Annotated in this window: 22 protein-coding genes; 8 read left to right on the top strand and 14 right to left on the bottom strand. The window is 65.7% G+C overall.

Annotation, left to right across the window (positions count from 1 at the left end; all coding sequences use genetic code 11):
* Nucleotides 1–115 precede the first annotated feature (115 nt).
* The 4 genes from HV765_RS07005 to HV765_RS07020 all read left to right on the top strand — a co-directional run bounded on the left by HV765_RS07005 (nt 116) and on the right by HV765_RS07020 (nt 4,335).
* Nucleotides 116–1,093 (top strand): GlxA family transcriptional regulator, encoded by a 978-nt coding sequence (locus HV765_RS07005; RefSeq protein ID WP_175169219.1) that lies wholly within the window; start codon nt 116–118, stop codon nt 1,091–1,093.
* Nucleotides 1,090–1,572, top strand: coding sequence for a nucleoside deaminase (locus HV765_RS07010; protein WP_175169220.1), 483 nt, complete (start codon nt 1,090–1,092; stop codon nt 1,570–1,572). The genes HV765_RS07005 and HV765_RS07010 overlap by 4 nt, the downstream gene beginning before the upstream one ends.
* A gap of 111 nt (nt 1,573–1,683) precedes the next feature.
* On the top strand, nt 1,684–2,154 hold the full coding sequence (locus HV765_RS07015) for a hypothetical protein (protein ID WP_175169221.1): 471 nt from the start codon (nt 1,684–1,686) through the stop codon (nt 2,152–2,154).
* A 96-nt stretch (nt 2,155–2,250) separates the two neighbouring features.
* Entirely contained in the window at nt 2,251–4,335 is a 2,085-nt protein-coding gene (locus HV765_RS07020; RefSeq protein WP_175169222.1) for a DUF4034 domain-containing protein, read from the top strand.
* 44 nt (nt 4,336–4,379) lie between these two features.
* On the opposite strand, the gene HV765_RS07025 is transcribed toward HV765_RS07020, so the two are convergent.
* Nucleotides 4,380–4,958, bottom strand: a complete 579-nt coding sequence (locus HV765_RS07025) for a TetR/AcrR family transcriptional regulator (RefSeq protein WP_338060068.1) — start codon at nt 4,956–4,958, stop codon at nt 4,380–4,382.
* Nucleotides 4,959–5,286: 328 nt separating this feature from the next.
* Between HV765_RS07025 and HV765_RS07030 the strand changes: the two genes are divergently transcribed.
* The gene (locus HV765_RS07030; protein ID WP_175169544.1) at nt 5,287–6,432 is read left to right on the top strand and encodes an MFS transporter; all 1,146 of its coding nucleotides are present in this window, start codon (nt 5,287–5,289) and stop codon (nt 6,430–6,432) included.
* Nucleotides 6,433–6,603: 171 nt separating this feature from the next.
* Nucleotides 6,604–7,905: a UDP-N-acetylglucosamine 1-carboxyvinyltransferase gene (locus HV765_RS07035; protein WP_054425311.1), complete on the top strand. Its 1,302-nt coding sequence runs from the start codon at nt 6,604–6,606 to the stop codon at nt 7,903–7,905.
* An 84-nt stretch (nt 7,906–7,989) separates the two neighbouring features.
* Here HV765_RS07035 and HV765_RS07040 read toward each other — a convergent pair whose 3' ends face one another.
* The 12 genes from HV765_RS07040 to HV765_RS07095 all read right to left on the bottom strand — a co-directional run bounded on the left by HV765_RS07040 (nt 7,990) and on the right by HV765_RS07095 (nt 19,941).
* Complete coding sequence (locus HV765_RS07040) at nt 7,990–9,285, bottom strand: acyl-CoA thioester hydrolase/BAAT C-terminal domain-containing protein (RefSeq protein WP_054425309.1); 1,296 nt, start codon at nt 9,283–9,285, stop codon at nt 7,990–7,992.
* A gap of 33 nt (nt 9,286–9,318) precedes the next feature.
* Complete coding sequence (locus tag HV765_RS07045) at nt 9,319–10,314, bottom strand: Bug family tripartite tricarboxylate transporter substrate binding protein (protein WP_175169223.1); 996 nt, start codon at nt 10,312–10,314, stop codon at nt 9,319–9,321.
* A gap of 249 nt (nt 10,315–10,563) precedes the next feature.
* The gene (locus tag HV765_RS07050; RefSeq protein ID WP_175169224.1) at nt 10,564–11,112 is read right to left on the bottom strand and encodes a lipocalin family protein; all 549 of its coding nucleotides are present in this window, start codon (nt 11,110–11,112) and stop codon (nt 10,564–10,566) included.
* A gap of 15 nt (nt 11,113–11,127) precedes the next feature.
* Nucleotides 11,128–12,210, bottom strand: coding sequence for an SAM-dependent methyltransferase (locus HV765_RS07055; RefSeq protein ID WP_175169225.1), 1,083 nt, complete (start codon nt 12,208–12,210; stop codon nt 11,128–11,130).
* The gene (locus HV765_RS07060; RefSeq protein WP_175169226.1) at nt 12,207–13,028 is read right to left on the bottom strand and encodes a DUF1295 domain-containing protein; all 822 of its coding nucleotides are present in this window, start codon (nt 13,026–13,028) and stop codon (nt 12,207–12,209) included. The genes HV765_RS07055 and HV765_RS07060 overlap by 4 nt, the downstream gene beginning before the upstream one ends.
* Nucleotides 13,025–13,585, bottom strand: a complete 561-nt coding sequence (locus HV765_RS07065) for a DUF2878 domain-containing protein (protein WP_054425299.1) — start codon at nt 13,583–13,585, stop codon at nt 13,025–13,027. Before HV765_RS07065 ends, HV765_RS07060 begins: the two co-directional genes overlap by 4 nt.
* Nucleotides 13,586–13,599: 14 nt before the next feature.
* Entirely contained in the window at nt 13,600–14,904 is a 1,305-nt protein-coding gene (locus HV765_RS07070) for an SAM-dependent methyltransferase (protein WP_175169227.1), read from the bottom strand.
* 84 nt (nt 14,905–14,988) lie between these two features.
* A complete protein-coding gene (locus HV765_RS07075) occupies nt 14,989–15,690 on the bottom strand; it encodes a 4'-phosphopantetheinyl transferase family protein (RefSeq protein WP_175169228.1) in 702 nt (233 codons plus the stop codon).
* Between the two features lie 108 nt (nt 15,691–15,798).
* Nucleotides 15,799–16,770, bottom strand: coding sequence for an alpha/beta hydrolase (locus HV765_RS07080; RefSeq protein ID WP_175169229.1), 972 nt, complete (start codon nt 16,768–16,770; stop codon nt 15,799–15,801).
* 146 nt (nt 16,771–16,916) lie between these two features.
* Nucleotides 16,917–17,474, bottom strand: coding sequence for a DUF1415 domain-containing protein (locus HV765_RS07085; RefSeq protein WP_175169230.1), 558 nt, complete (start codon nt 17,472–17,474; stop codon nt 16,917–16,919).
* Nucleotides 17,471–18,940: a M20 family metallopeptidase gene (locus HV765_RS07090; protein ID WP_054425289.1), complete on the bottom strand. Its 1,470-nt coding sequence runs from the start codon at nt 18,938–18,940 to the stop codon at nt 17,471–17,473. The genes HV765_RS07085 and HV765_RS07090 overlap by 4 nt, the downstream gene beginning before the upstream one ends.
* A gap of 83 nt (nt 18,941–19,023) precedes the next feature.
* Nucleotides 19,024–19,941 carry a LysR substrate-binding domain-containing protein gene (locus HV765_RS07095; protein WP_054425287.1) on the bottom strand — a complete coding sequence of 306 codons (918 nt, stop codon included), beginning with the start codon at nt 19,939–19,941 and terminating at the stop codon, nt 19,024–19,026.
* A gap of 143 nt (nt 19,942–20,084) precedes the next feature.
* Here HV765_RS07095 and HV765_RS07100 point away from each other — a divergent pair, with 143 nt between their 5' ends.
* Nucleotides 20,085–21,041, top strand: a complete 957-nt coding sequence (locus HV765_RS07100; RefSeq protein ID WP_175169231.1) for an alpha/beta hydrolase — start codon at nt 20,085–20,087, stop codon at nt 21,039–21,041.
* A gap of 19 nt (nt 21,042–21,060) precedes the next feature.
* Nucleotides 21,061–22,050 carry a Bug family tripartite tricarboxylate transporter substrate binding protein gene (locus tag HV765_RS07105; RefSeq protein WP_175169232.1) on the top strand — a complete coding sequence of 330 codons (990 nt, stop codon included), beginning with the start codon at nt 21,061–21,063 and terminating at the stop codon, nt 22,048–22,050.
* Between the two features lie 151 nt (nt 22,051–22,201).
* On the opposite strand, the gene HV765_RS07110 is transcribed toward HV765_RS07105, so the two are convergent.
* Nucleotides 22,202–23,830 carry a methyl-accepting chemotaxis protein gene (locus HV765_RS07110; RefSeq protein WP_175169233.1) on the bottom strand — a complete coding sequence of 543 codons (1,629 nt, stop codon included), beginning with the start codon at nt 23,828–23,830 and terminating at the stop codon, nt 22,202–22,204.
* Nucleotides 23,831–23,934: the final 104 nt, after the last annotated feature.

Raw genomic sequence — 23,934 nt, forward strand, 5'->3', positions numbered from 1 at the left:
TGTTGGCCCTTTTTTTGGCCCTTTTTTTGGCCCGTTTGTTCTGGACCTTTCGCTCCGGGCCATTCGCTCTGGTCCATACGCCCTGGCCATCCATAGCCCAATCCGCACGCCCGCCATGCACACCGTCGCCGTCATCGCCTTCGAAGACATCAGCCCGTTTCACCTGTCCGTGCCTTGCATGGTGTTTGGCGACGACTTGGCGCGGCTGGGCGTGCCGCGCTATCGCTTGCTGATCTGCGCAGAAAAGGCCGGGCTGATTGCCACCCTGTCAGGCTTCAAGATCGAAGTCGAACATGATCTGTCGGTGCTAGCTCAGGCCGACACCGTCATCATGCCCGCCTGGAGCGCCCCCGAAGCCGCCGCCTCCCCTGCCCTGTTGCGGGCCTTGCGCGCCGCGCATGCCCGGGGCGCGCGCATCGCGGGGCTGTGCCTGGGCACCTTTGTGTTGGCTGAAGCCGGCTTGCTGGACGGGCGCACGGCCGCCACGCATTGGGTCTGGGGCGACGACTTCGAACGCCGCTATCCCAAGGTCAAGCTGGACCGCAAATCGTTGTACATCGACGACGGCGACATCCTGACCTCAGCCGGCACCGCCGCCGCCATCGATTGCTGCCTGCATCTGCTGCGCCGCGATCATGGCGCGGAAGTGGCCAACCGCATCGCCCGCCGCATGGTGGTTGCGCCGCACCGGCACGGCGGACAGGCGCAATACATCGAGCAACCGCTGCCCGAACGCAGCGGCTCGGACAAGCTCAGCGCCACGCTGGACTGGGCCATCGAAAACCTGCGGCAGCCGCTGTCGCTGGACCTGTTGGCGGAGAAAACCGGCATGAGCCGGCGCACATTCACCCGCCACTTCAAGGCGAAGACAGGCGCCACCGTGTCCGAATGGCTGTTGAACCACCGGCTGGCCGCCGCGCAACGCCTGCTGGAAACCGGTCGGCTTGCCGTCGACCGCATCGCCGAAGACGTGGGGTTCGGATCTTCGGTATCGTTTCGCCAACACTTCACCCATGCCTTTGCGATTTCACCGTCGGCCTACCGCAAGCAATTCTGCGCAAGCGCCACAACCCTACAAGGAGACACCGCATGATCAATGACCTGGACAAGAAACACCTGGCCCGTTGCGTGGACCTGGCCAAGCGCGCGTTGGAGCTGGGCGACCAGCCCTTCGGTTCCGTGCTGGTGTCCGCGACTGGCGAGGTCCTGTTCGAAGACCACAACCACGTCTCGGGTGGAGACCACACGCAGCATCCGGAATTCGAAATCGCCCGTTGGGCGGCCAACAATGTGCCGCCAGCCGAGCGCGCATCGTGCACCGTGTACACCTCGGGCGAGCACTGCGCGATGTGTTCGGCGGCGCATGGCTGGGTGGGCTTGGGCCGCATCGTGTATGCGGCGTCGTCAAAGCAGTATGCGCAGTGGATGCGCGAATGGGGCGTCGCGCCATCGCGCGTAAAACCGTTGGCGATTCAGGACGTGATTGATGGCGCAACCGTAGACGGCCCGGTGCCGGAGTTTGCGGAACAGATCAAGCTGCTGCACCAGGAGAACGTGCGCCGCCGGGCGTAGGCAATGCCGTGTTATTTTTCCCGGTGCAAGATCACTACTTGATTAATGGCTAAGCGTCCAAACGGCTCAATCGCCTGATGGACAAACCGCCTAACGGCCAGGACCTTCGGCATGCCCTCAAACACCGTCAAATGGATTGTCAGCATCGTCTTGGGATTGCTCATCGGCAGAGTCAGCTACGGCGTGCTGCTGCCGGTGATCCTGGCCTTGAGCCCCCGCGAGCAAGCCGCCACGTCAGGCGACCCGGACACGATGATCGTTGCCGGACTCGTCATCTGGCTCGTCGTCACCGTCATCGCCAGCGTCCTGCTGGCGCGCATTGCCAACCTGCGCCGCCTGATCGGCTGGGGTTGTGTGGCGCTGGGCGCCGCCATGGTGCTGACGATTCCCGCCACGCTGCTGACGATGGACGTTGGCGCACACGCCACCAGCGCCGCAGACACCCGCGACGCCAACACCGCCCTCTTCTTCTGGGCGCTGATTTTTGGCCTGCCCTATGTCGGCGGCGGGCTGGTGCTGGCGATTTTGGGCACGGTGCTGGTGCGTAAGCACCCGGCCGCAAAAGACCCCGTCCTTAACTAATCCGCCAATCTGCCGTTGTAATAAGAATGCGGCCCCCGCATGCGCCATGCGCTGCCGGCGTGGGTTCGCCTTTTCCTGAACCCACCTGCGTAGCGAATGACTTCATCCCCCGACACGATCGATACCCATCTTGCGCGCCGCGCGGAACTTCGGCAGCGGCTGCAAAGCGGCCAGTTTGATGAACTGGACGCCATCCTGGAACCCGCCGCGCTGCGGTGGCTGGATAGCAAAGGCGAGTCGTTCGGATATCGGTGGTTGTTGGACCAGATCAGCGACCCGCAACTGTCAGCGGCGGAAAATCTTGCCCGCCTGCGCGCGTGGCGCGAGGCGCGGCCTGCGTCATACCACGCGCATCTTGCCTACGGCAACCAGTGGGAGACCATTGCCGGCAACATCCGCAGCAGCAACACTGCGGACTACGTGGACGATGAGCAATGGGCCGGCGCAATGATGGCGCGCGACCATGCCGTCGGTGCCTTCCTGCAAGCGATGGCACTGCATGAGCGGCCCGTGGTGGCCGTGCAGAGAACCATGCGCGTCTGCGCCTACCTGGGCGAACCGGAATGGCTGGCGGCGCTGGCCGCCGGCGCGCCGGCTTCGCACGATGCGTTGCAGGCACGCTGGCCCGCCGAGGTCTGGGAACAAGGCTTGAGCCTGCTCGCCGAACACAGCGGCATGGGCCTGGCCGAGCTGCCCGCGTCCTTGCCCGCCGGCCTGCCCGCGCGCCAGACGGGCGACAGCGACGATCCCAAAACCTATTGGCTGCGGACCTCGTTAGCCTTGCGCCCCAATGATGTGGGCGTGCTCACCACGTACCTGTACTTCCTGTATCCGCGCTGGGGCGGCAGCCACGACGAGATGGACGCGTTCATCAACGGCCCCGTATGCGCCGGCTTGACCGACGCCGAGCGCGATGAACTGCGGTTCCACAAAGAATTCGATTACCTGGGCTGCTCCGCCTTCTATCCGGACGTGGACGACGACGCGCAGAACGCCGCGTTTCGCGACGCGTTCGAGCAATGGCTGACTTTGCAGCTTTCCGCCGAGCAGCGCGCCGTTGCCCTGTGCCATTACGCCAACTTCGAAACCATGCGCGCCCGCCATGTCGATGATGACGGTGACGTGCATTGGGACGCCGCGCTGCTGCAACACGCTTACGACCTGCTGGCGCAGGCCTGCGCCGTGGCGCCTGCGGATATCGACCTGACGGACGAGGCCTACCCCGGCACGGTGTTCACCTTGCAAGCGTGCCTGTGGTTCAAGGGCATGCCCGACACGCACGGCCTGTTCCGGCAGATTCTGCTGCGCGGCGCGCGCTGGGGCGACGATGTGGAAGCCGTGCTGCTGGCGGCGGTGGGCAGCCAGTTCGGCCTGTTCGGTTTGCAGGCCGGCGAGCTTGATACGCAAGCGCTGCTGGAACGCGGCTTCGCGCTGGACGGCAAGGACCGCTCGTTCAACCTGCCCCAGCTGGGCCGCAACCTGTGGGGCGACGTGTCGCCAGATGCCGCGATGTTCCTGTGGCAGGAAGGCGCCGCGCGCGAACGGTCGGATGCGCTGATGTCGCTAAGCGAGCTGTATGCGGGCAAGATCGACGCCGACTACGCGGGTATCGACAAGACCGCCGCGCGCGATTGGCTCACACGTGCCGCCGAAGCCGGCCATCTGGTGGCCCGCAACAATTTGGCCTGTGCCGCCATCGACGAAGGCCGCGACCTTGCCCAAGGCGAATACCAGACCTACCGGCTCTGGCTGGAAAACAACTGGCGCGTGGCCGATCGCGGTTCCCGCATGGAAGCCATGGCCGCCCGCAACCTGAGCTGGCTGATGCTGATGCACAGCGGGTCGGACGAAGACCAGCGCGCGGCGCTCGACCGCGTGCTGCCCTGGATGTGGGACCAAAGCGATGACGGCGACCGCGAAACCGCCGCACGCAGCTACGCCATCGCGTTCATGGAAGGGCGCGGTTGCGAGCCCAATGCGTATCTGGCCAAGGTGTGGATTGCGCGCGCCTGCGCGCTATCGCCCGAAGACGACTACTTGCAGCGCCTAAGCGGCGAAATCAATAACGACAGCGGCTGGTTCGGCGGCTGGCGCTTGCGGCGGCGCATGGAACAGGCCCGCCTGCGAGTGGATGGGCGCGGACGCGAGCTGACGTTTGGCCGCGGCGAAACGGACGTCTGAGACACTGCCGGGGTTGTCTTAGCTGGCTGTCTTAGCTTGCTGTCTTAGCTGGCGGTCTTAGTTTGATTGCCCACGCTCGCCGCGTCCCATTGCAGCATCAGCTGCGTGATCGCGGCGTCGAACACCGGGTAACGCACGCCGTCCCGCGCCGCGAGCGACACGCCCAACAGAAAGCTGTTGAACAAGGTGCCCAGCACTTTGGCGTCTGTGGTTGCGGCAAGCTCGCCGCTGGCGATGCCGCGCTCCACGCAGCGGATGAAGCCCGAATGCGTGCGCTGGCGCGATGCCGCCAAGGGCTTGGCGACGTCGGCATGTTCTGGGGTGGGCGCGCTCATGACGCCCAGCGCCACCATGCAGCCTTTAGGATGCGTGCGTTCGCACTGCATCTTCGCCGACCGGCGCAGCGCCAGTTCTATGCCGGCTTTGGGCGGGGTGTTGTCGTCCCACAGGCTGTCGTTCACGCGGGCGTAGGTGTCCAGATAGCGTTGAACGGCTTCGGCATACAGCGCCTCTTTCGACCCGAACGCCGCATAAAAACTGGGCGCTGAAATGCCGCCGCCAATGCCGGCCTTCAACTGGCTGAGCGACGTTGATTCATAGCCCTGTTCCCAAAATAAATGCATCGCCTGTTCGACCGCTTGATCGCGGTCAAACGCGCGCGGCCTGCCCATTTGCGCCATAGCAGTCTTCCTTTTTCGAACGCGACATCAATACTAATCGATACAAAAGTCGTTGACAACGCGAAAGCTGCGCGCCTACATTTATACCGATCGGTATATAACTAGCGGCCCTCAATCGTGGCCCCCATGGCGCCCTTCCCTCGCGCCCGGCCCGCCGCGGATATCGATCCGGCACTCTCTACAAAAGGACTTTTGCGTGAATCACTCAACGACTTCAACCGGGCAGCCCGCGTCTGACCGCCTGCCTGTCTCCGGGCTGCTGGCGCTGGCCATGACCGGCTTTCTTTGCATCGTCACCGAAACCCTGCCCGCGGGGCTGTTGCCCCAGATCAGCGCCGGGCTGGACGTCAGCCAGGCGCTGGCCGGGCAGACCGTCACCGCTTATGCGCTGGGCTCTTTACTGGCGGCCATTCCGCTCACGATCGCCACCCGCGGCTGGCGCCGCCGCAACGTGTTGCTGATGACGATCATCGGCTTTCTACTCTTCAATTCCGCCACGGCGCTGTCGACGAACTATGGGCTGACCCTGGTAGCGCGCTTCTTCGCGGGCATGGCGGCGGGGCTGGCCTGGAGCCTGCTGGCGGGCTACGCGCGGCGCATGGTCGCCCCCTGGCAACAAGGGCGGGCGATGGCGTTGGCGATGGTCGGCACGCCGATCGCGCTGTCTCTGGGTGTGCCGCTAGGCACCTTGCTGGGCGCTACGGTGGGATGGCGCGTCGCGTTCTGGATCATGTCGGCGCTGACGCTCGCGCTGATCGTCTGGGTGCTGGCCAAGGTGCCTGATTACCCGGGGCAGTCCGCCCATGAACGCATGCCGCTGCGCCGGGTGTTCACGACGCCGGGCGTGCGGCCCGTGCTGGCGGTGGTGGTGGCATGGATGCTGGCGCACAACATTCTGTACACGTATATCGCGCCCTTTGTCGCCCCTGCCGGCTTGTCTGAACGGGTGGACCTGGTGTTGCTGGTGTTTGGCACGGCGGCGCTTGCTGGCATCTGGATCACCGGCAGATTGGTCGACCGCCATTTGCGCGTGACGGTGCTGGCGAGCCTGGCCGCCTTCGCCGTCACGGCGCTGGTCTTCGCCCTGGCGCCTGCCAACCCCACCGTGATCTATCTGGGCGTGGCGGTCTGGGGCGTGAGCTTCGGCGGGGCCGCCACCTTGCTGCAAACCGCGTTGGCCGATGCGGCCGGCAGCGGCGCAGATGTGGCGCTGTCCATGAACGTGGTGGCGTGGAATGGCGCAATCGCCGGCGCCGGGGTGGCGGGCGGCATGCTGCTTGAGGCCTGGGGCGTTGGGGCCTTTCCGTGGGCGCTGGTCGTGCTGGTCGCCCTGGCGTTCGTCATGGCGTGGTCGGCGCACGCGCATGCGTTCCGGCCCGGATTACGGAGCTCGGGGTTGGCCGTGGTGGGGCATTGACGCCGCGCTACAGGGCGTAGGGGGTACGCCCGAGGGCTATTGCACCCGGGGCGGCCACGCCAATTTGCAGTTTGAAACGTTTCATCACCGGGCCGGCCGGCCGCCCTATGCCGGCAACAGTACAATTCCCCCACTCCTCGCTACAAAACTCCCTTCCCCGCCGCCTCACCCATGTCCAACCTCATCGTCCACGGTGGCACGCCTTTGCGTGGCCGCGTCATTCCTTCGGCCAACAAGAACGCCGTGCTGCCGATCTTGTGCGCCACGCTGCTGACCGACCAGCCCCTGACGCTGCACGGCGTGCCGGACATTACCGATGTCCGCAAGATTCTCGACATCTTCCGCACGCTGGGCAGCGACGTGAAGCTGGACGAAACCACGCGCACGCTGAACCTGCATCACCGCCACACCACGTTCGACGCCACCTCGCACCGGCTGCCGGAAGAGATGCGTTCGTCGATCATGCTGGTGCCGCCGCTGCTGGCGCGCTTTGGCGTGGCGCGGCTGGAAGACAACGTGAAGGGTTGCACGCTGGGCGTGCGCGAGATTGATCCGCACGTGGACATCTTCCGCTCGTTCGGCGGCGAAGTGGAACGCGCCAGCGGTTCCCTGCTGGTGCGCAGCAGCGGCCCGCTGAAAGCGACGCACCACTGGCTGGACTACGCGTCGGTCACCACCACCGAGAACTTCGTGCTGTGCGCGGCGGCAGCCGTTGGCGAATCTTCGTTGACCAACGCTGCGTCCGAGCCGCACGTGCAGGAGTTCTGCCGCTTCATGGTGATGATGGGCGCAGATATCGACGGCATCGGCACGTCGCGCCTGACGGTGCGCGGCGGCGCCACGTTGACCGGCGGCGATTTCACTTTTGAAGAAGACTTCCACGAGATCACGACCTTTCTGGCGTTGGGCGCCATCACGGGCGGCGACGTCGTGGTGCGCAACCGCACGCCGGGCAACTTCCCGCTGATCGACCGCACGTTCGCCAAGTTCGGCGTGCAGATCGAGCACAAGGACGGCTGGTCGCGCGCGCTGCGTTCCGGCCCGCTGAAGGTGCAAACGCCCTTCACCAGCAATGTGCTGACCAAGGTCGAAGCCGCGCCGTGGCCGTACTTCCCCGTGGACCTGCTGCCGATTTTCATTGCGCTGGGCGTGTGCGCCGAGGGCAACGCGATGTTCTGGAACAAGGTCTATGACGGCGCGCTGGGCTGGACGGGCGAACTGTCGAAGTTCGGCGCGCACGTGTTCTCGTCCGACCCGCACCGCGTGGTGACGTTTGGCGGCATGCCGCTCACGCCCGCCGTGGTCGAAAGCCCCTACATCATCCGCGTGGCGATCGCGCTGTTCATGGTGGCCAGCAGCATCAAGGGCCGCTCGGAAATCCGCAACGCCACGCCGATTCGCCGCGCCCATCCCCAGTTTGTGGAAAACCTGCGCAGCCTGGGCGTGCAGGTGGAATGGACCAGCGAAGAATAAGCGTGCGATAGCGCGCGGCAACCGGTGGCGGGCCTGCCACCGGATAGGCGCGCTTGGCCGCGGCTGCGGCGGGAACCCAACGGCTTACGCCTTGCCTGCCGCCCGCCCCAAAAATTCCAGCACAGCCACATACGAGCCTTCATTGCCCGCCGCATTCGCGGCCGGCGTGCCGCCCGCATCCAGCAGCAAGCCCGACATTGCATGCGGTTTGCTGATCAGCGTGGCCGGCAGGTAGGGGTAATGCACGTGGTGCCCCGCCCCCATGCAGACGTGATGAAACGTGGGCAGACCGTGCGCCTGGCGTTGGCGCATCACGATTTCCGAGTACGCGGTGCTGGGCCAGAAGCCATCGTCTGACGCACTGACCAGCATGACCGGGCCCGGATAGTTTTCCACCGGAATCCGCGCGCGCTCGAACGCAGCGCTATCGCGCGTGGCGCTTAAGAACGCGTGCGTCTGCCGATACGGCGGCTCGGAGGCATAGGCGGCTTCCCAATCAGCGCTGGCGTTGTTTTCCCACAGATGCGGCAAGGGTTCGCCGCCCTTGGTCCAAACCTGGGCGTTGCGGCCGGTGCCGGGTGAACCGGCGCTGACAACGCCGTGCGTCACGGGTGACGGCACATAAGCCACCACCGCGCTGACCAGATCGGGATAGTGCGAGGCCACCAGCAGCGAGGTCTCGCCGCCACGGCTGATGCCCGACAGCGCCACAAAGCCATCGCGCGGCGCCAGCGTGTCGTGCGCCCAGCGCAGCGCGTGCTCGAAATATTCCAGCGGCATGTCGTTCAAGTACTTGGGCCGGCCTTCGTAATTGAAGATGGCCAGCGCCAGGCACTGGAAGCCGCGCGCGGCAAAGAGCGCGGCGCGCGGCGCGTTGACGCCGCCCGACGAGCCGTTCATGTAGATCACGAGCGGATGCGGGCCGGGGCCGGCGGGCGTATAGAGCTCGCCCGACACCGTCATGCCCCCCACCGTTTCGCGGACTGCGCGGTGCGTGACGCCGTCTTCCAGAAAGTCTTGCACCAGCCGCGCCGACGCGTGGCGCACGCCATCGGTGGCTTCGATCTGGATCACCAGCGGCTCGGTGCGGTCGGGCGGGAACACCACGCGGCTCATGTCTTCGCAGACCATGGACCACACGATGCCCATGGCCGAGGGCTCGGCGTAGCTGCCCGACACGGGGCTGTCGCGCCCCAAGTCCAGGCTGCCATCGAAGCCGGCCACGAACACGGCCTGCGAGCGCCACGGCGCGCCGCACATCTGCATGCTGGCGGTAACGGTGATGAAGGCATAGGCCGGAAAGCCGTCGATGCGGATCTCGCGTGCGACGTCGATCAGGGCGAATTCGGGGGTGACGGTGATGCGGGCTTGTTCAGTCACGGGGTGTCCTTGAAGGTGTCCTTGACGGTGGCGTTAGGCTTTCAGATCGGTCTTGGGCACGCCATTGGCCTTGATGACCTGCGCCCACATGGCGGACTCATCGGCGATGACTTTGTCCAGATCGGCCGACGACGTGAATTCCACGGCCACGCCCTGCTCTGCGAATTGCTGGATCAGGCCGGGGTCGCTCGTGCCTTCGCGCACGGCGTTTTCCAGCACGGCCACCACGTTCGCGGGCATGGCGGCGGGGCCAGAGATCATCATGCGCGTGTACAGCTCGAAGCCGTCGACGCCCGCTTCCTTCATGGTGGGCACGTCGGGCAGGCTGGACAGGCGTTTGTCGGCCGTCACGGCCAGCACCTGCAACTTGCCCGACTTGATGTTGGGCAGCGCGGAAGTCGGAAAGTCGAACGTGCTTTGCACCGTGCCGGCCATCAGGTCCAGCAGCGCGGGGCCGCTGCCTTTGTAGGGCACGTCCTGAAATTGCGTGCCCGTCTTGGATTGAAAGTGCAGCAGCGCCAGGTGATTGATGACGCCGCGCCCCGCGTGGGCGCAGGTGATGTCGCCCGGCTTCTTCTTGGCCAGCGCAATGAATTCCTGCACGTTCTTCACGCCCAGGTCCGGGTGCACGATCAGCAGCATGGGCGACTTGCCCATCGACCCCAGCTGTTTGAAGTCAGACTGCTGGTACGGCAGATTGTTGTAGAGCAAGGGGTTCAGGATCATGCCGTTGGTGCCGGCAAAACCCAGCGTATAGCCATCGGGCTCTGCACGCGCCACCGCCACGGTGGCGATGATGGCCTGCCCGCCCGGGCGGTTTTCCACAACCACGTTCTGCTTGAGCGTCTTGCCCATGCGTTCGGCCAAGGCGCGCGCGGCGATGTCGGTCAGGCCGCCGGGGGCAAAGCCCACCAGCAAGCGCACGGGGCGCGTCGGAAAGGTGTTCTGCGCCCAGACCGGGCGCGAGCTCAGGGACATCAGGGGCAGCGCGGCAAGCGCACCCAGGGCGTGACGGCGGGACAATCGCATACGGCTCTCCGAGCAAGGGCAAAGGCACCAGCCCCGCGCGCGCCCAGGCAAGCGCCGCGTGGCAAGACGAGGAAACGGGGAAGGACGCACAGGCCGCCAGCCGAACAGCAGCGGTCACAATGGCCGTATGTTGTATGCAATACCGCCGATGGGCTATCTAGGGATATCCCGGTGCGCCGGGGGAGCCCGAGGCGTGTGATGCGCGTGGGGCGGGGTTAATTCCGCCGGGTGGTATTTGGTATGCGATCACTAGCGCGGGCGGGCCGCAGGTTCCGGCCATTGTTGCGGCACCACGCGCAGCTGGCTGGTGTCATAACCCAGCTCGCCAACCTTGGCGACCAGACGCGCGTAATCGGCTTCAGGCAGCGTGGGCGTGCGCGCCATGATCCACACGTAGTCACGCTTGGAGCGGCCGATGATGGTTTGCTGATAGGCGTCGTCCACATAAGCGATGACGTATTCCGCCTGAATCGGCCAGATGAACTGCATGCCCCAGATGGCGTTGCCCGTGCCCGGCTGCACGGTGCCTACCGGGTGCATGGTTTCCACATCAGCGTCAAAGCTGCCGTGGCGGTAGCGGAAGGTGGTCTGGATGCGGCCGTCGGGCATCAACGCGTATGACTCCACCGCATTGAACGACTTGCGTTCGGGCCAGCTGGGAATGCCGGCAATCACATACCAGTCGCCCATGAAGCGCGGGATGTCGACCTGCGCCACGGGCGGCATCGGCGGCGGGCTGCTGCAACCGGCCAGCACGGCCGCCAACGCCAACGCAGAACTTCGGAAGATGTGGCGCATGGCATTCCTCTCTTATCAAGGCCGCGTAAAGCGGTAATGGGCGACCATCCATTGCCGCCCGTGTTCATAGCCGAACAATTCGGCGCAGGCCATCCAGAACATACGCCAGCGCTGGAACCACAACGCCGCAAGCGCCGGGCCATAGGCGTGCTCCAGCACCTGCATGGCGGCGGCGCGGTTGGCATCCTGATTCGCCAGCCAATGATTCGCCGTGCGTTCGTAATGGCTGCCATCAATCAGCCAGCGCCCTTCGATGTGCAGATCGCGCTGGAACCACAGCAAGGTGTCGGCCGCGGGCATGATGCCGCCCGTGAAGAAGTGGCGGCCCAGCCAGTTGTCGGCGCCCTCGGTTTCGAACGGGTACATCAGACTGCGGTGCGCAAAGATGTGTACGAACAGTTTGCCCGCGGGCCGCAGCCACGTGCCGATACGCGCCAGCAGGTCCTGATAGTTGCGCATGTGCTCGAACATTTCGACGGACACGCAGCGGTCGAATTCCGCGGGCGGCAGTTGCAGCGTGTTGACGTCGCAGGTAATGACGTCAACATTGCCCAGGCCGCGCAGCTGGCATTGCTGCTGGATGTGCTGGCGCTGAGACGCGGAATTGGACACGGCGGTGATGCGCGCATTCGGATAGCGTTCGGCCATCCACAGCGTGAGCGACCCCCAGCCGCAGCCCAGCTCCAGAATGCGCTGGCCGTCGGCCAGTTCGGCGCGCATGCCGGTCAGCTCCAGCATGGCGGCTTCGGCCTGGTCCAGGGTTTCGCGGCCGGTGGCGTAGTAGCAGCCTGAATACTTCAAGCGCCCGCCCAGGCACAGCTTGAAAAAGTCGGCAGGCAATTCGTAGTGCTGCGCGTTGGCGTCGTCGGTGTGGATGGCCAGCGGGCTATCCTGCAGCTCGTTCATCAAATGCTGATAGCGCCTTGCCTGCGCCGCCGGGCCGCCCGCCCTTTCGTCGCGCAGCCGGTCAGCGCACAGGCGCCGGATGCCCTGGCGCACCAGCGCATCGGGCACCCATCCGCGTTCGGCCCAGCCCAGCAAGCCCGGGGCAGGACGATCCGAGGGAAGTTGGACGTCGCTAAGAATGGCGGTGTTCATGATTTGCCCTTTGCATGGCGTGGCGGGGAGCCGGCGGCGGAGGCCGGTTTCGGAAACCAGGGAAACAGCATCGGCGTCGTGCGCTGATACTCGCGGTAAGCGTCGCCGCGCGTGCGCAGCGATTGCGCCTCGGTGTAGGGGATGCCGCTGATCCAGCGCAGAAAGATGAACATCACGACGGGCCCCACCCACGCCAGCCACGCGAAGCTGGCGCCCACGGCCAGCGCCACGTAGGTGAACCAGTGGAGCCATTCGAAGAAGTAGTTGGGATGGCGGGACACGCGCCACAAGCCCCCTTGGCACACGCGCCCGGCGTTGGCCGCGTCCGCGCGAAAGGCGGCCAGTTGCCGGTCAGCCAGCGATTCGCCAGCAACCGCCACGATCCAGATCAGCAGCCCCAGCCACAACCACGGCGTCATGCCGGGGACCGGGTTGGCGGCAACCGCGATGAAGGGCAAGGTGAACAGCACGATCAAGCCGGCCTGCGCCAGAAAAAACAGCGCGAATTTGGTTTGGCTGCCGTTCCAGTGGGCGCGCAGCGCGCGGTAGCGGCCGTCTTCTTCGCCGTCCCGCACTCGGCGCCAGATATGCAGCGCCAGCCGGCCCGCCCACACGCCGCCCAACACCGCCAGCAGCAGCCTTGGCATGACGGCGCCCGGCCCCGTCAGCGCAGTCAGCACCGCGCCCAGCCCGACACCCGCCGTCCACATCACATCGACAATGCCGGCATTGCGATGGCGGCGCTGCCACTGCCACCCGGCAGCCATCAGCACCACCCCCATCACCGCCACCATCAGAATCTGCATACCCGGGCTCATGTTGCGCCCCCTGTGATCGAAGCGGATGGCCTCCGCAAATTGCGTTCCCAACGCCGGGCCAGCCGGCAGAGCCCCCACATCGCCAGCGCCCAGCCGATGGCCAGCCACGTCAGGCTGCGCCAGACGGGCGGCACAAACACCATCGCGCCCCACCCACGCGCGGCGCCCCAATACGCCAGCGGCCCGCCAACAAGCCCCAACGCTGCGCCCAGCGCGGGACGGTCTCGCAGATATGCCAGCGAATGGTTGAAGGTCATGGCGAAGGCAGCCCAAAGCGCCAAGATCCAGATGGGTGCGCCCCCCATCGGCAAGGCGGGCCGTGGCGTGACGTACAGCGCCCAGCCGCTGGCGGCCAGCACACCGTCCAGCACCATGCCCAAGTACAGCGCCACGGCAACCAGCCGCAAGTCGGCGCGGCGGCTGTCGGACACCCAGGCCTGGATCAGCACGAAGCCCGCCGACAGCGCGACGCCCCACCACGGGTTGCCCCGGCTGGCGCCGATCACCGCGCCAAACCAGACGATCTGGTAGCCGATGAGGTTGGCCCAGAATGTCATGTGGACTCCCTCGCCTACCCGGCGGTCCAGCGCGCCGCGCCGGGCATGGCTGCGGGGCGCGCCAGCAGCAGATGCGATACGCCAATGGCGCGTTCGCGGAATCCGCCTTCGCAGTAGGCCAGGTAGAACTCCCACAGGCGGATGAAGCGTTCATCAAACCCCCGCGCCCGCACCGCGTCAAGCCGCGCCATGAAGCGCTGGCGCCACGCTTGCAGCGTGCGTGCGTAAGACAGGCCGAAATCTTCCAGATGCACCAGACTCAGGTCGCTGGCGCGCGTTTTGGCGTTAAGCATCGCCTGGATCGACGGCATGAAGCTGCCCGGGAAGATATGGCGCTTGATGAAGTCCACGGCTTTCAACGCCTGCGCGTAGCGGTGGTCTTCAATGGTGATGGCCTGGATAAGCGCCACGCCCGCCGGCTTGAGCAGTTCACCCACTTTGGCGAAGTACGTGGGCAGATAAGCCGCGCCGATGGCCTCGATCATCTCAATCGAGACGAGCTTGTCGAACTGGCCATGCAGGTCGCGATAGTCCTGTAGCAACACGTCCACCCGGAACTGCAACCCGGCGCGGCGGATGCGCTCAGAAGCCAGCGCATGCTGCTCGCGCGAAATCGTGGTGGTGGTGACGCGGCACCCGTAATGGCGCGCGGCATGCAGCGCAAAGCCGCCCCAGCCGGTACCGATTTCGACCACGTGATCACCCGGTTGCAAGTCCAGCTTGCGGCAAATCACATCCAGCTTGCGCGTGGACGCTTGCTCCAGCGTGTCGTCCTCCCCTTCCCACATGGCCGACGAATACATCATGTCGTCTGACAGGAACAGCTGGAAGAACGCATTGCCCAGGTCGTAGTGCGCGGCGATGTTGCGGCGGCTGCCGGCGCGGGTGTTGCGGCGCAGCGCATGCAGCGCGCGCATGGCCAGGCCGCCCAGGCGCGCACTGCCGGTTTCCATGCTGTCCAGCCAATCGCGGTTGCGCACCAGCAGGCGGATCAGGCCGACCAGATCATCGCATTCCCAATGGCCGTCGCCATACGCCTCGCCGCCGCCCACGCTGCCGTTGCTCGCCAGCGCCCGGTAAAAGGCCGGGTCGCGCACGCGCAAGTGCACGGGGCGGGTGTGGGTGTGGGTCTGCGCTGAGCCGCTGACGCCTGCCTGCATCTGGCCCATGGCGTCTTCGATGGTCAGCGATCCGCCTCGCAAACCGCCTAAGCGGCTCAGCAAGTGCTGACGCAGCAGACGGTCGGCAAACGACATCGGCGGCGCGGCGGGCTCGGGCGCATAGGGCTCGGAAGACGTAGAGGCAGAGTGCGGCGTCATAGTGGGCTTCTCTCGGCGAATCTGGCAGGGACACTGCCATATACGAACCCCGATGCCCGTCAGATGCCTAGGGAAAACCCTAGATCAAACCGTGCGATTGCCAGTCAGCCAACACAAGGTGGCGACCAGGTCGTCTTGCCACGTGTAATGCATCCACACCGCCGTTCCTGCCTCCCAGCCGCCCGGCCCCCAGCTGCGCGTCAGGGTCAGCTGCAAACGGGTGGGCGTGATCGACGTCAGTTCCGCGCCATCAAAATCCTGAAATGTGCGCACCAGCGGATGCAGCGCCTTGTAGAGCGATTCCTTGGCGGAGAACAACAGCGTTAGCGCGCTGCGGCGTTCGAAGTAAGGGCTGGCGCGGGCCAATTCGGCGGTGTTCGCGATCAAGGGCATGACCTCGGTCATGACGCGCGGGCTGACCCGTTCCTGGATATCGAATCCCAGCGCCACGCAATGGCGGGACGCCGCCACCGCCGCAGCCGCCCATGCCGTGCTGTGGCTGATGCTGCCGTGCCAGCCTGCCGGCCACACGGGCAGCTTGTCTTCGCCGCGCGGCACGTAGCCGATGCGCCCGGCGCCAGCGGCTTCCAGGGCGCGCGCCGCGCACACTCTGCCCGCCAGGAATTCGCCGCGCCGTTTGGCGCCCATGGGCTGCATGTCGGCTTCCAGACGCCGGGCGTCGGCATCGGTACGCGCAATATCGCTTGCCTGTGCTTGTGCAATCGGCATCAGCGCCATCGAGATCCAGTCCGGCGCATCCAACGCCAAGCGCATGTCTTGCGGCACGACTTACCCCTCTATGCTGGTCAACACGACCCGTGGCCGCAAATAATGCCCGATTGCGGCGAGCCTTGCATCAGCCCCGGGGAAGTGGGCGGAATGGAACGCCCAAGATCAGGGCTGGGATTGGGCGGCCGCGGCCTGCGCGGGGGGCTGGGAATGACCGGCCGCGGCCTGCGCGGGAGGCTGGGAATGACCGGCCGCGGCCTGCGCGGGGGGCTGGCCCGCCCGGGCCGTCTGCCAGACAAAGGCCGCCAGGTCGTCCAGCACCGGCGCGCGCCAGCGCAGCGGGCGCGCCAAGGCGCCCGCCAGCAGCGCATGGCCCAGCCGGTCATAACGCACAACACTGACCGGCGCGTGCGCCGCCTGCAGCGCCGCCGCCAGGCTTTCCGTGTTGAGCGCGGGGTCGACCGTGGTGTCGGCCATGCCCACCATCAGCAAGGCGGGCGGCGCGGCGGCGCTGACGTGCGCAATCGGTTGGGAATCCGCTGGCGTGCCGGGGAAATGGAAGACGGGTTTCAGGCTGCGCGCCACGATGGGCAGAAAGTTGTAGGGGCCGGCCATGCCGATCCAGCCGCGCAGCATGGCGGGTGACGCGTCAAAGCGCGCCAGCCAGCGCGCATCCAGCGCCACCATGGCCGCGTTGTAGCCGCCCGCGCTATGCCCGGCTACGAAGACTTCGGCCGGGTCGCCACCGTAGCGTGCGATGTGATGCAAGGTCCAGGCGACGGCGCGCGCGGAATCGTCCACAAAGTCCGGGTATGACACGTCGGGGTAAAGCCGGTAGTCGGCGATAACGGCCATGATGCCGCGCGAGGCCAGCGCGTCGCCCACGAACTTGTAGTCGGCACGCGAACCGCTGCGCCAGCTGCCGCCGTAAAAGAACACCACCACGGGCGGGCGATCAGCGCCCGGCGGCGCGTAGATGTCCAACTGCTGGCGGGGGCTATCACCGTAGGCCACGCCTGACACGACGCGGCTGGCGTCATCAGGCACCGCGCCATTCAGCACGGCCAGCGGCGAACACGCCGCCAGCCCCAGCACCAGAACCGAGGCCAGCACGGCAAGCATCAGCGCGCTACGCATCGGCGTGCCTGAACGAAGGAATCACGTGGCGGCAAGGTCGTCTCCTTGTGAAGAACATGGGGCATGGGGCCAGTGGTCTGTGGCCCCATGCCCCATATACGAAGACGGCAAGGATTTGGATGCGGGCAGGCGGCCGGCTACACCGGCTACGCCTTGGTCATCAGCCTCTTCCAGCCTTCCAGACCCAGTTTCTTCATCGTGTCGATGTTCTTTTCATAGATGTCCGCCGCGTCCGGGAACGATTCCACTGCCCGGTCGATGCTGTCTTCGCGCAGCAGATGCAGAATCGGGTACGGCGAACGGTTCGTGTAGTTCTCGATGTCGTCCGGCTGCGTGTCCGCAAACTGGAACTGCGGGTGGAAGGTGGCCACTTGCAGCTCGCCCACCAGCCGCATGCGCTTGAGCAGGCGGTCGGACAGCTCTTCGAAATCGTTGAAATCCAGGAAGTCTTCCAGCGCGTCGGGCAGGATCAACAAGGTGGTGTCGATCTGTTCCGGGTCGGCTTCGGCCAGCAAGGCAAGCTCGTCCTGCAAGTCGGTCAGGACGCCCTCGGCGTCGGTGGCGTCGCTGACCGCAAAGCGGATCTGGTCCTTGACCTGAACCGCTTTGGCGAACGGGCAAAGGTTCAGGCCGATGACGGCCTGAGTCAGCCAGTGGCGGGTTTCAGCCACCACATTGGCGTAAGCGTCAGAAGTCGAAATCATGCCGGCATGGCCGCCATGGTCTGGGCGACGGCAGCCGTCAGCTTCTTGCCATACGGCACGTGCAGGAATTCATTGGGGCCGTGGGCGTTGGACTTGGGGCCCAACACGCCGCACACCATGAACTGCGCCTTGGGGAAGCCCTTTTGCAGAATGCTCATCAGCGGAATCGTGCCGCCCTGCCCGATATAGCCGCAAGGCTGGCCGTAGTACTGCTGCGAGGCGGCGTCCAGCGCCTGGGTCAGCCACGGCACGGCGGCCGGTGCGTTCCAGCCGGTGGCGGCGCCTTCGTTGGCCTTGAAGATCACCTTGGCGTTGTAGGGCGCATCGGCTTCCAGCAGCGCCTTGATCTCTTGCGACGCGGCCACGGCGTCCACCAGCGGCGGCAGGCGCAGCGACAGCTTGAACGCGGTCCGCGGGCGCAGCACGTTGCCGGCGCTGGACAGCGGCGGCAGGCCTTCGGCGCCGGTCACCGACAAGGTCGGGCGCCAGGTGCGGTTCAACAGGGCTTGTTCGGGCTCGGTCGTCATTGGCAGCACAAAGCCGCCTTCGGCGCCGCAGCTCCAGGGGAAACGGCGCCACACTTCGTCGCCCAGGATGCGGGCGGTGGCGGACACCTGTTCCACGCGGTCAGCGGGAATTTCGCAATGCAGGCTTTGCGGCAGCAGGCGGCCGGTGCCGCTGTCTTCCAGGCGGTCCAGCAGATGGCGCAAGATGCGGAACGACGACGGCACGACGCCGCTGGAGTCGCCCGAGTGCACGCCTTCGTCCAGCACCTGCACTTCCAGCGTGCCGGACACCATGCCGCGCAGCGACGTGGTCATCCAGAGCTGGTCGTAGTTGCCGGCGCCCGAATCCAGGCACACGACCAGGGCGACGTTGCCCAGGCGGTCGCGCAGCGCGTCTACGTAAGGCAGCAAGTCGTAGCTGCCGGACTCTTCACAGGTTTCGACGATGCCCACGCAACGCGGGCGCGGAATGCCTTGCTTGTCCAGCGCCATGATGGCGGTCAAGGACGCATACACGGCGTAGCCGTCGTCTGCGCCGCCGCGGCCATAGAGCTTGCCGTCTTCGTACTTCGGGGTCCACGGGCCCAGGCCCGCGCGCCAGCCCGAGAATTCCGGCTGCTTGTCCAGGTGACCGTACAGCAGCACGGTGTCGCCGTTGTCGCTGCGGGTGGCGGGCGCGTCAAAGAAGATGACGGGCGTGCGGCCCGGCAGGCGCACCACTTCCAGTTTCAGGCCCGATACTTTCTGCGCTTCCACCCACTGCGCCGCATCACGCACCACGCGTTCAATGAACGCGTTCTTTTCCCAGTCGGCGTCAAAGGCCGGGCTCTTGGCGGGAATGGCGATGTAGTCGGTCAGTGCGGGGATGATCTCGTTGTCCCATTTGTCGTCGACAAATTCCTGGAGCGCTTTCGGGTCCAGGGTGGGCGGCAGTGCGTCTTCGGGGATACGTGCGTTCATGGCGCTGGAATCCTGTGTGCGGGTGTGCGGGTATGGGGTAATTCGCTATTTTATGCCTGAATGGTTATGGCTGAACGGCGCCGCTATCGGGCCGCGTAGGCTTCGATCCGGGTCCAGACCTGGCGGGCCAGCAATTTGGCGTTGTCCACCGACTGATACAGCCGAATCTCCATATGGATGTCGTTACGCGCGCTGTCGGCCCGCACCAGCTTGCCTGCGCGCAAGTCGGCCTCGATCAATGTGTGCGGCAGCCAGGCCAGGCCAAAGCCCTGGCGCGCCATGGCGTGCAGCGCGTCGGCCAGGTCTGATTCATACAACGTCTGCAATTGCGGCACCACGCAAAGCCCGCGCAGGCGGTCGTGCAGGATGCGGCCTAGCGACATGCTGTCGGCATAGGCCAGGAACGGCACGGCCGGGTCCGACGCCAGCTTGGGCACGGCATAGCGGGGGTGGCGGCCGCCCTCCGACACGGGCGCACTGACCGCAACCAGTTTGTCGGCGCCCACGCGCCGGCAGCGGTAGCCGGGGTTATCAATCTTGGCGTACAGCGGCTCGTGCGCATGGCACAGCAGGAAGTCGACCTCGCCATCCGCCAGCATGTCCACGCCGTAGTTCAGCGTGGTGGTGATGACCTTCAGCTGGAACGCCGGCATGCCCTGCTGCACGCTGGCCATCAACCCCGGCAGCACCGAATGCGCCAGCGTCTTGCCCGACGCGATGATGATCTTGCGGTTGCGTTCCTGCTCGGGCTTTTGCAGCGCCAGCCGGGTGTCGCGCAGGATGTCCAGCACGTCGATGGCGGCGGCCAGCATGCTGCGCCCGGCCGCGTTCAGCGTGGTGGCCTGATGGCCGCGTTCCACCAGCGCCACGCCCGCCCATTCCTCAAGCGCCTTGATGCGGCGGCCGAACGCCGGGTGCGTCACGCTGCGCGCCTCGGCCGCCTGGAACATGTTGCGCGACTTCGATAGCGCGACGAAGTCTTCCAGCCATTTGGTGTCCATCTGTCTCTCTCACCCCTGCCCGCTTGTCCGGGGCGGGATCGGTATTCATGGGCTGTGCCGATTCGGCACAGCGGGTGCTCATTTTGCACAACCTAGAAACAATTGGCAACTAACATCCCGGCATCGACTTCTGGAAAACCCTGATGCCCGACGCCCCTGTTTTGCTCAAATCCATCCGCAGCCACTTTCTGGGCGGCGCCGAGGCTGTCGCTGGCGGTGTGCCGATGCAGCAACAGCAAGTGGTGGACAACGCGTCGGCCCGCCTGGTCGACATGAACGGCGGCTACAGCGTCGGCCAGTTGTACGTGCAGGAATACCGGCTGGCCCAGCCGCGCCACCCCTACCCCATCCTGCTTTGGCACGGCGGCGGCATGACGGGCGCGCAATGGGAAAGCACGCCCGATGGCCGCGAGGGCTGGCTGTGGCGCTTGCTGCAAGCGGGCTATGACGTGTTTGTGTCCGACGCGCCCGAACGGGGCCGCGCGTCGTGGGCGATGTATCCGCAGGTCTATGACAGCGCGCCCATCTTCCGGTCCAAGGAAGAAGCGTGGCGGCTGTTTCGCATCGGCCCGGCCGACGGCTATGCGCCCGCGGGCCAGCCCCGCCACGCCTACCCCGCGCAGCAATTTCCCACCGACGCCTTCGATACGTTCTCCAAGCAGTTCGTGCCGCGCTGGCTGACTCACGGCGACATGGCGCTGGACGCCTACCGTCAATTGCTGGACTTGGCTGGCCCCTGCATTGTCATCGGACACAGCCAGGGCGGCGGCTTCGCCACCCTGCTCGCCCAGGAATACGCGGCCACCGTGCGCGCGGTGGTCGCCGTCGAACCGACGGGCACGCCCGCCACGGCTTGCTGTCAGTTGCCCCCGCAACTGCTGGTCTGGGGCGATCACTTTGGCGCGGACGACACCTGGCAGCGCTACCGCGCCCAGACGGACGCCTACTGGAACGCCCTGCGCACGGCCGGCCAACGCGCCGATGTGCTGGACCTGCCCGCCGCCGGCATCGCCGGCAATTCCCATTTCTGCATGCTGGACCGCAACAGCGACCAGATAGCCGGATTGATCGTCGATTGGCTGAACCGCAGCCTCGACTAACCTTCGCCTGGAGACACAGATGAATTTCAAGAAATCCACCATTGCCCTGGCGCTGCTGACCGGCGCTACGCTGGCCGCCGGCGCCGCCTCGGCGCAGCAAGCCGCCGGCTACCCCGCCAAGCCCCTGCGCCTGATCGTGCCGTTCGCCCCGGGTGGCACGGCCGACATCATCGGCCGCGTGTTCGCCGCCCAACTGGGTACCGAGCTGGGCGCCACCGTCGTCGTGGAAAACAAGGCGGGCGCAGGCGGCTCGATCGGCACGCGCTACGTGGCCGATGCCGCACCCGACGGCTACATCCTGCTGCTGGCGTCCTCCAGCACCCACGGCACCAACCCGGCCGTGTACAAGACGTTGACGTATGACGCCGTGCAAGACTTCACCGCCATCACGCAACTGGTCACCGTGCCGGGCGTGCTGAGCGTCACCAAAGACTTCCCGGCCAGCGACCTGAACGCGCTGATCGCGGCGTCCAAGGTCAACCCGGACAAGTACACCTACGCCTCGTCGGGCGCGGGCGGCCTGGGCAACCTGGCCATGGAACTGATGAAGTCGATGACGGGTTCCAAGCTCATGCACATCGCCTACCGTGGCGCGGGCCCGGCCTTCACCGACGTGATCAGCGGCCAGGTGTCGATGATCTGGGAACCGGTGCCGGCCTCGCTGCCCTACATCAAGGGCGGCCAGATTCGTCCCATCGCCATCGCCGCCGACACGCGTTCGCCGGAACTGCCCGACACGCCGACCTTCAAGGAAGCCGGCCTGCCGCGCTACGAAGCCAACGCCTGGAACGGCCTGCTGGCGCCCAAGGGCCTGCCGGAAGACGTGAAGAAGAAGCTGCACGACGCTTCCGTGAAGGCGCTGAACACGCCCGAAGTGAAGGCCAAGATGGCCAGCCTGGGCGGCACCGTGGTCGCCGGCACGTCGGATGAATTCCAGCAAGTGATCGCAAGCGACGTGAAGAAGTGGAAGAACGTGGCGGCCGACGCCAAGATCCAGCTGGATCAGTAAGCAGCAAAACGCCCCGGGCAAGCACGGCTTCCCCGGGGCGATGACGATGGCTGTTGCCAGATACGGCTGTGGCTTGCGTCAGCCGATGCTTGCGTCAGCCGATGCTGAATTCGGCTATTGCTTCAGGCCGATACGGCCATCGACTTAAGCATCAAGCGCCGATCAGCGCCGCCTGCGCGCCCCGTCCCAGCGCCGGCGCATCGGCGTCAATCACCTGCCCGCCCGCCTGCAACTTGAACACGGCCACCGCTTCGCGCAAACGTTGCGCTTGGGATTCCAGCGACGCGGCGCTTGCCGCGGCCTGTTCAACCAGCGCGGCGTTTTGCTGCGTCACGCTGTCCATCTGCGACACCGCCTGATTCACCTGCTGAATCCCTTGCGACTGCTCTTCGGACGCGCTCGAAATCTCGTTGATGATGTCCGTCACGCGGCGCACCGACGTCACGATCTCTTCCATCGTCGCGCCCGCGGCTTCCACCTGATCTGACCCGATCGACACCTTCTGCACGGAATCGTCGATCAAGCCCTTGATTTCCTTGGCCGCCTGGCCGCTGCGCTGCGCCAGGGCGCGAACTTCGCTGGCCACCACCGCAAAGCCCTTGCCCTGCTCGCCTGCACGCGCGGCTTCTACTGCGGCGTTCAATGCCAGGATGTTGGTCTGGAACGCGATGCCGTCGATCACGCCCACGATATCGGCGATGCGCTTGGAGCTGTCGGCAATGCCGCGCATCGTGCCCACCACGTCGCCCACGGCCTTGCCGCCGCGCGTGGCCACTTCGGACGCCACCGTCGCCAATTGCGAGGCGCTGCGCGAACTGTCGGCATTGTTCTTCACGGTGGACGACAGCTCGTCCATGCTGGCGGCCGTTTCCTCAAGCGACGCCGCTTGCTGCTCGGTACGCGAAGACAAGTCGATGTTGCCAGCCGCGATCTCGCGCGAACCGGTGTGGATTTCTTCCACGCCCAGGCGAACGGCCGACACGGTGCGCGCCAGGCTGTCCTGCATGCGCTTGACGGCGGCGTACAGCACGCCGATTTCGTTGTCGCCGCGTTGTTCGATGCGGTTACTCAAGTCGCCACCCGCGATGCGGTCAAACAAACGGCCCGCGTCATGCAAGGGGCGGAAAACGGAGCGGGCGAAGATCGCGTACAGGCTCACCACCAGCACCGCCACCACCACCAGCAAACAGACCAGCAGCACAATCGCGCCGTTGATGCGCGTGGATGCCTCGCGCGCCACGCGTTGGCCGATTTCGTCCGCGTAGTCCACATACTTCTGGATGGCTTGCGTGAAGGCGATGCCCAGCGGCGTGACCTTCTCCAGGTTCAGGCGGCTGGCGTCTTGGGGCTTGCCGGCGCGAATGGCCGCCACCATCGGCGCGATGGCGTCGCGCTGGTAGACGTCATAGGCGGCCAACGCGGCGTCGAACAAGGGCTTACCTACTTCCGACACTTCGGGTTGCTTGCGCGCCATGTCAATCAAGTCAGACGCTTTTTTCGTGTAGCCGTCCAGGCGCTGCATGCTCGGCAGGCTGTCGATGCTCTTGCCTTCGATCAGCGCGCTCTGGGCGGCCAGCAAGACGAGACGTGCGCGCAGCAGTTCGGCAGCCGCGCCGTCCACGGCATTGGCGCGCACCAGGTTCGTGTCCAGCAAGACTTCAATGGACGTGCGGTTGGACGTGAGTTGCTGATAGACGGCCACGCCGGTGACCAGGAAAAGCCCAAAAAAGACAGCCAGGGCGGTCGTCAAAATGGCGCGGATACTTAAATTCTTGAACATATAGGGTCACTCCGGTTTGCATAACGCTCCCCGGGTTAACGACAGGCTGCAATGAAAAGTTAAATATCTCATTGGGTTACAGCGCGCTGACAGCCGCTGGCAGC

Source organism: Achromobacter kerstersii (genome assembly GCF_902859595.1).
GTDB classification, from domain to species: Bacteria; Pseudomonadota; Gammaproteobacteria; order Burkholderiales; family Burkholderiaceae_B; genus Achromobacter; species Achromobacter kerstersii.